The organism is Kitasatospora sp. NPDC058406, assembly GCF_042722765.1.
In the GTDB taxonomy this organism is placed as follows: Bacteria; Actinomycetota; Actinomycetes; order Streptomycetales; family Streptomycetaceae; genus Kitasatospora.
The window spans coordinates 25,012-31,123 of sequence record NZ_JBHXKE010000105.1 but is presented as its reverse complement, the minus strand read 5'-3'; the positions used below and the strand labels follow the sequence as shown (position 1 = coordinate 31,123).

The following is a 6,112-nucleotide window of genomic DNA, read 5'->3' as shown; positions in this document are numbered from 1 at the left end:
AACTTTCTCGTGGGCTCGTATATGTTAATAAGCGCCCGGGGGCGCACGGACCGGGGAGCAGTGGCCCCGCCCGCACGGGGCCACTGCTCGCGAAACGGATCAGCAGGTGCCGGCCGGGCGGTCGCGGACCACGAGGTCGATGCGGCCGGGGCTGTAGTCCAGCCAGAGCACCCGGGTGCCCCGGTCGGCGGCCGGGTAGGCCTGGACACCCCGGTTGCAGGAGAGCCGTACGGGGGCGCCGCCGGTGACGGGCACCTGGTACAGCTTGGGGAGCGCCGCGTTCGTCCAGCCGCCGCTCGGCTTGGCGCCACCACGCTGGTAGGTGACGACCCGGTCGGAGGCGGTGAACTCCCCGGCCGTCGGGGCGTAGGGCGAGTCGGCGGGCACCACGTCGGTCACACCGGAGCCGTCGGCGGCACCGGACCGGATCGCGACCCGCAGGTCCGGGGGCGCCGCCCACCGCGACCAGAGCAGCCGGCCGCCCGCGAACTGCGCGGAGGTCAGTTGGCCCGGCCTGTCGCCGGCCGGGAAGCTCTCCGGGTACTGCGCGGTGATCCGGCCGGCGGCGAGGGAGTAGACCGTCGGCGCCGAGAAGGTGGCCCCCTCGGCGTTCCAGCTCTCGATCCAGCCGAGCAGACCGTCCTTGAAGGCGAGGTCGGACAGCCGGTGACCCTCGGCCACCGGGATGTCCACCGGGTCGGCCCCGTCGCGGAACACGAGGAGCCGGTTCCGGCCGTCCGCCCAGGAGGTGACCAGGACGGCGATCTGCCCATCGGATATCCGGGCGCCGTTGATGCCGTAGTCCGGGGAGTTGAACACGCTGCGGACCGGGCCGCCGGACAGCGGGCGCGCCAGCACCTCCGTCACCCCGAACCCGATCGCCTGCCAGACCGCGGTCCTTCCGTCGGTGTCGGGGGACAGGTGGATCCGGCCGTCCGGCGGGCTCAGCCGTGTCCGGGTACCGGGGGCGGTGACGGAGCCGGTGTAGAGGGACTCGTCGACGCTCTTCGGGTCGTCCCGTCCGCTCGCCACCCAGTGACCCCCGGCCACGGCCGGCGGAGCCTCGATGCCGGCGCTCCGCAGCAGCCCGCGGCTGTCCATGCCGATCCGGCTCTGCCAGCCGGCCTTGATGCCGTGGGCGTCGAACGCGGCCGCCACCGTGCGCAGTTGCGCGCGGCTCAGGCCGAGCGAGCGGCCGGCGGCGAGCACCGCGTTGCGGCCGTCGACGAACTCGTCCAGCGGGGTGAGGTACTCGGTGATCGCGCGGTAGACCAGACGGTCGGCGACGAGCGGGTCGAGGGCCCGGCGGATGTCCCACAGCGCCCCGCCGAAGATGGTGGCGTTGAGGTGGACGCCGCTGTTGTCGACGTCGCTCCAGGCCCCGATGTAGTCGTCGACGGTGGTACGGCGGTCGTCGAGGCGACGCCGCGCGCACTCCTCGGGTGTGCCGGTGCGGCAGAGGCTCTCGTTCATCAGGGCCGCACGGGGGTCGGTCATCGGGATGCCCCGGGTGGTGACCTCGATGGCGTTGCCGAAGTAGTCGGCCAGTGCCTCGTTCATCGCCCCGGGCTGGGCGGAGCCGTCCAGGTCGGCGGTGTGCTGGACGACGGCGTGGGTCAGCTCGTGCCCGACCACGTCCATCGCCACCGAGAACGGCCGGTAGGTGGCGTCCCCGTTGCCGTAGACCATCTTCACCCCGTCCCAGAAGGCGTTCAGGCTCGGCTTGCCGCCCTCGCTCGTGTTGGCCACGGAGACGATCGGGCCGCCCTTGCCGTCCAGCCCGTTCCGGCCGAGCCGGTCCCGGAAGAAGTCGTACGCGGCGGCGGCGTTGAGGTGCGCGTCCGTCGCTCCGCCGGTACCGGTCGAGGCCGGGAAGTCCGGGCCCGGGGAGGAGACCGGTGACCGGCCGGTCATCGGGCCCCGGAACGCGCCGGCGTCCTCCCCGGCGGCGTCGTAGGTGAAGATGCCGGCGCCCCGGGTGAGGTCGACGAGCTGGTGGCTGCCGTCCGGCCGGCGGGCGACGTTCACCGGGACGGTGCGGCCGAGGATGTCGGGGGCGGTTCCGATGACGGGCACGCCGACGTCGGCCGCCGGGGCGGCTGCGGCGGCCGGGGTGCCCGGGGCGGTGGCTCCCCCGGTCGGGTACGGGGCCCGGGTGTCGCGGGCGAGGGCGACCACGCCGCGCACGGCGTCCACGAAGACCTCGCGGACCAGCGGCGCCCCGGTGGCCGGGTCGGCGGCACGGACGACGAAGCGCTGGACGAGCCGCCCGCCGCCGCCCGGGAGCACGATCCGGCCGCCGTCCTCCGCCGTGGCCCCGCCCCGGGCGCCCCGGTCCGCGACCGAGTCGAGCGCGAGCCCGCGCAGCGCCTCGTCCGACACGGCCGGGGCGGTCGGGGCGGTCAGCCCGGTGAAGTACTTGCCGCCGACCGACTCCACCGTGCGGTCCGCGCCCTCGCCGACCAGGCGGACCAGGTACTGCCCGCCCAGCACCGGCACGCCGCCGTGGTGCTGCTGGAACCTGACGGTGTCGCGGCCCTCGGCCGCGTGCTCGACGGCGAGTTCCGTCAGCTGCGCGGTGTCGATGCGGTAGCGGTCGGGATGGGCCGCGAGATGGGCCCGGGCCGCCTCGGCCGGACTGCCGGGCGCCGGCTCGGACAGTCCGGTCACCAGCTGCGGGGCGGCGGTGCCCTCCCCGGCCACCAGGCCGGGGACCGGGTCGGGCTCGGTGGCCGGGAAGGGCGGCGCGGCCAGGGCGGGCGACGCGCTCAACGCCAGGGCCAGCGCCAGGCTCAGGGCGGCGCCGACGCCTCGGGGCTTCTCGGGTAAGCGGGAACGGTGATGCACTGCGGTCCTCCGGGGGATGCGGATGCGGCACAGGCGACACGAAGACGCTGATGTGACGATGCGTCACTCGATGCTCGGTCGCGGAGGCGCGGCCCGTCCAGGCGATCGGACCAGCCCTGCACCCCTGCGCACCCCTCCGGTGTCCGAACGGGCACGACCCGGCGCGGGCGGCGGGAACCGGCCCGGCGGGGCAACCGATCCGGGGCCCGTGGCGTACCCGCGACCGATCGTTCGAGGAGGGAGGTGCTCGGTGACCGCCGACCGGTGGGCGGGCGAGCGATGAACTCGATCGGCCGGCACTCCCGTTGGTACCGGTGGAGGCCCCGCCGGGCGGGCCCCGGACGGGTTGCGGCCCGGGCGCCCCGGGCGGAAGGCCCGGTCCCGACCGATCAGGAGCAGACATGAACAAGATCAAGGCCGCCGTCGCGGCCGTCGCCGCCCTCGCCGGAATCGGGCTGAGCGCGGCTCCCGCGTCGGCGGGTGACATCAACATCCCCGCGCGTTGCAGCAACAACCAGTTCGGCGGCAGCTTCCTGTGCGGCGGCGACTTCGGCGACGGTGTGACCTACTTCGGCTTCCAGGACGGGAACAGCGAGATCTTCGTGATCGGCACCGACCACGCCGTGTGGACGCGCTGGACAAGCGGCAGCTCCCACAAGCTGAGCAACTGGACCTCCATGGGCGGCTACTTCACGAGCAAGGTCGTGATCCGCCGCCAGACCCTCGGCGGCGCCTTCACCATCACCGCGCGCGGCAGCGACTACAACCACATGTGGTCCCGCGACCGCAGCCAGAGCGGGAACTGGAACGGCTGGTACGTCGACGGGCCGCCGATAGCCGGCGGCGGGCAGGTCCTGACCGGGGCGCAGGAGTAGTCCCGGACGACCACTCCCTGACCGCCCCCTGACCGTTCCCGGCCTCCTCCGCGCGCCTGGCCGCCAGATCGCCCCGGTTCCGGTGACCCCGCCTACGGCCCGGTACCCGCGCCGACGGCCCGGCCGTGGTGGACGACGAGTTCGCGGGGAGGGTCGGGGGCGTAGGAAGCTCAGGGGCCGGGGGGTCGGGGGTTCGGCGGGGCCGGGGGGTCGGCGGGGGGCCGGGGGGGCGGGCGTAGTCGGCGGGGCCGACCGACTGTGACGCGGGTCACCGGAACTGCCGTACGGCGGCCGGACAACCCAGTGACGTGGACTTTTCGATGCACGAACGGATCAGAGCCGGCGACCCCGACGCCTTCCGGCAGTTGTTCCAGGAGCACTCGCGGGCAGTCCTGGCACACGCGGTCCGGGTGACCGGGGACCGCGCCGGGGCCGAGGACGTCATGGCGGTGGTCTTCCTGGAGGCCTGGCGGCTGCGGGAGAAACTGCGCGACGAATGGGCGACGCCGCGCCCCTGGCTGATGGGCATCACCGTCAACGTCCTGCGCAACCGGGCCAGGGCCGCCCGCCGGCACACCGCCGCCCTCTCCCGCATGCCGATCCCCGAACCGGACCCGGACTTCGCCGACGAGCTGGTCGGCCGTCTCGCCGACCACGAACAACTCCTCGCGGCCAAGGCGGCGTTGGAGAAGCTCCGGCGCGGCGAGCGCGAAGTCTTCTCACTGTGCGTGTGGGCGGGTCTCACGTATCCCGAGGCCGCAAAGGCGCTGGGCATCCCGGTCGGCACCGTGCGCTCCAGGCTCTCCAGGGCCCGCACCCGACTGCGTGCGCTGGCCGACAAGGAGCTGCGGCGGATGCCGCGAACTCTCCCGGAACCCCTGCGGGCCGCCGGACAAATACAGGGTGGCCGGATGGTTCCGGCCCGGTCGGACAAGGAGTGGAACAGATGACCAGCGTCCCGGAGCGGCAGCAGCCTCTCGACGACACGGAGCTGAGGCACCTGCTGCCCGCGGCCGAAACGCCGGCCGTCCAGCCCGACCGGCAGCGCCAGATCGAGGAGTTCCTGATGAGCGAGATCACCCGCACCCCCGAAGCCGCAGGGCCGGCCCGACCCGAGGCCAGGAACCGGCGCCGGCTGCTGATCGCCCTGCCCGCCACACTGGCCGCCTTCGCCCTCGCGGCCACCGTGGCGGTCACCACGTTCGGCAACCCGGACACCGCCCCCGTGCGGGGCGACCGTGTCCCGGCGTCCGTCGTGCAGGTCACGGCCGGCGACACCGCAGGACTGGCCGGCGCGGTGGAACGCATCTCCCTGGCCGCCCAGTCCACCCCCGACCTCGTCCTGCGCCCCGGCCAGTACGTCTACGTCGAGAGCACCGTCTCCTACCTGATGGGCTCCCTCAACGCCGACACCGGCGCGGAGAAGGCGTGGGTCGACAAGCCCCACCAGCGGCAGATATGGCGCTCCGCCGACGGCCGCACCGGCTGGCTCACCGAGGAGGGCAAGACCGCGCAAGGAGGCGAGGCACTCAAGTCAGACGCGGACGCCCGCCTGCGGTACCCCTCCTACGACTACCTGCACACCCTGCCCACCGACCCGCAGGTGCTGCTGCAGAAGATCTACACCGAGACCGCGGGAGGCGGAAACAACGGACCGGACCAGGAGGCGTTCGACACCGTCCTCGCCATGGTCCGCGAACAGGCCGTCCCCGGCAAGCTCGCCGCCGCGCTCTACCAGGCCGCGGCCCGGATCCCCGGCGTCGTCCTCGTCGACAACGCCACCGACGCCGCCGGACGCGCCGGAATCGCCATCGCCCGCACCAACACCACCACGGGCTCCCGCGACGAGATGATCTTCGACCGCACCAGCTACACCTTCCTGGGCGAGCGCGGTGTCCAGGTCACCGAGGCCTTCGGGGTCAAGCCCGGCACCGTCACCGCCAACACCGCCGTCCTCAAGCGCGTCGCGACCGACGCCCCCGGCCGCCCGCCCGGCACCGGCAAGGCCTGACGCGTCGGCCGCTGAACGACCGTAGACAGCGGGCCTCCCGCACAGGAGGCCCGCTGTCGTATCAGTCGACCGCCCGTGTGCCGGTCGATCCACGGTCGCGTCAGACGGAACCGAACTCGTCCGACCGAACCGCATCAACGAAGGAGTGCCAGGCCTCCACAGGGAAGACGAGAGCCGGGCCTTGGGAGTCCTTGGAGTCACGGACAGGCACGACACCGTGAAAGCCGGGGGCTACCTCGACACACTCACCACCCTGGCCGCTGTACGAGCTCTTCCGCCACCTGGCACCCAACAGTTCAACGCGCATGGGAATCAGGCTCCTTCCGGGTGTTCGGGACGAACTCCTGCTCCAGGTATCCCCACCTGGAGGGCGTCAATG

At 73.4% G+C, this 6,112-nt stretch carries 5 protein-coding genes; 3 read left to right on the top strand and 2 right to left on the bottom strand.

What is annotated here, in order from left to right; all coding sequences use genetic code 11:
- Positions 1 to 99: 99 nt before the first annotated feature.
- Positions 100 to 2,847 (bottom strand): M4 family metallopeptidase, encoded by a 2,748-nt coding sequence (locus ACFWOG_RS21440; RefSeq protein ID WP_380360307.1) that lies wholly within the window; start codon positions 2,845 to 2,847, stop codon positions 100 to 102.
- Positions 2,848 to 3,248: 401 nt separating this feature from the next.
- On the opposite strand from ACFWOG_RS21440, the gene ACFWOG_RS21435 reads away from it, so the two are divergent.
- The 3 genes from ACFWOG_RS21435 (at position 3,249) to ACFWOG_RS21425 (ending at position 5,733) form a co-directional block, all read left to right on the top strand.
- Positions 3,249 to 3,722, top strand: a complete 474-nt coding sequence (locus ACFWOG_RS21435; protein WP_380360305.1) for a hypothetical protein — start codon at positions 3,249 to 3,251, stop codon at positions 3,720 to 3,722.
- 320 nt (positions 3,723 to 4,042) lie between these two features.
- A complete protein-coding gene (locus ACFWOG_RS21430) occupies positions 4,043 to 4,672 on the top strand; it encodes an RNA polymerase sigma factor (RefSeq protein WP_380360303.1) in 630 nt (209 codons plus the stop codon).
- Complete coding sequence (locus ACFWOG_RS21425) at positions 4,669 to 5,733, top strand: CU044_5270 family protein (RefSeq protein WP_355407357.1); 1,065 nt, start codon at positions 4,669 to 4,671, stop codon at positions 5,731 to 5,733. Before ACFWOG_RS21430 ends, ACFWOG_RS21425 begins: the two co-directional genes overlap by 4 nt.
- Positions 5,734 to 5,833: 100 nt before the next feature.
- Here the strand turns inward: ACFWOG_RS21425 and ACFWOG_RS21420 are convergent, their stop codons facing one another.
- Positions 5,834 to 6,040, bottom strand: coding sequence for a DUF397 domain-containing protein (locus tag ACFWOG_RS21420; RefSeq protein ID WP_380360301.1), 207 nt, complete (start codon positions 6,038 to 6,040; stop codon positions 5,834 to 5,836).
- Positions 6,041 to 6,112 lie beyond the last annotated feature (72 nt).

Bases quoted from the DNA above. Each gene is read 5' to 3' on its own strand.
- ACFWOG_RS21435 (WP_380360305.1), top strand. From the start codon at position 3,249: ATGAACAAGATCAAGGCCGCCGTCGCGGCCGTCGCCGCCCTCGCCGGA.
- ACFWOG_RS21430 (WP_380360303.1), top strand. From the start codon at position 4,043: ATGCACGAACGGATCAGAGCCGGCGACCCCGACGCCTTCCGGCAGTTG.
- ACFWOG_RS21425 (WP_355407357.1), top strand. From the start codon at position 4,669: ATGACCAGCGTCCCGGAGCGGCAGCAGCCTCTCGACGACACGGAGCTG.
- ACFWOG_RS21420 (WP_380360301.1), bottom strand. From the start codon at position 6,040: ATGCGCGTTGAACTGTTGGGTGCCAGGTGGCGGAAGAGCTCGTACAGC.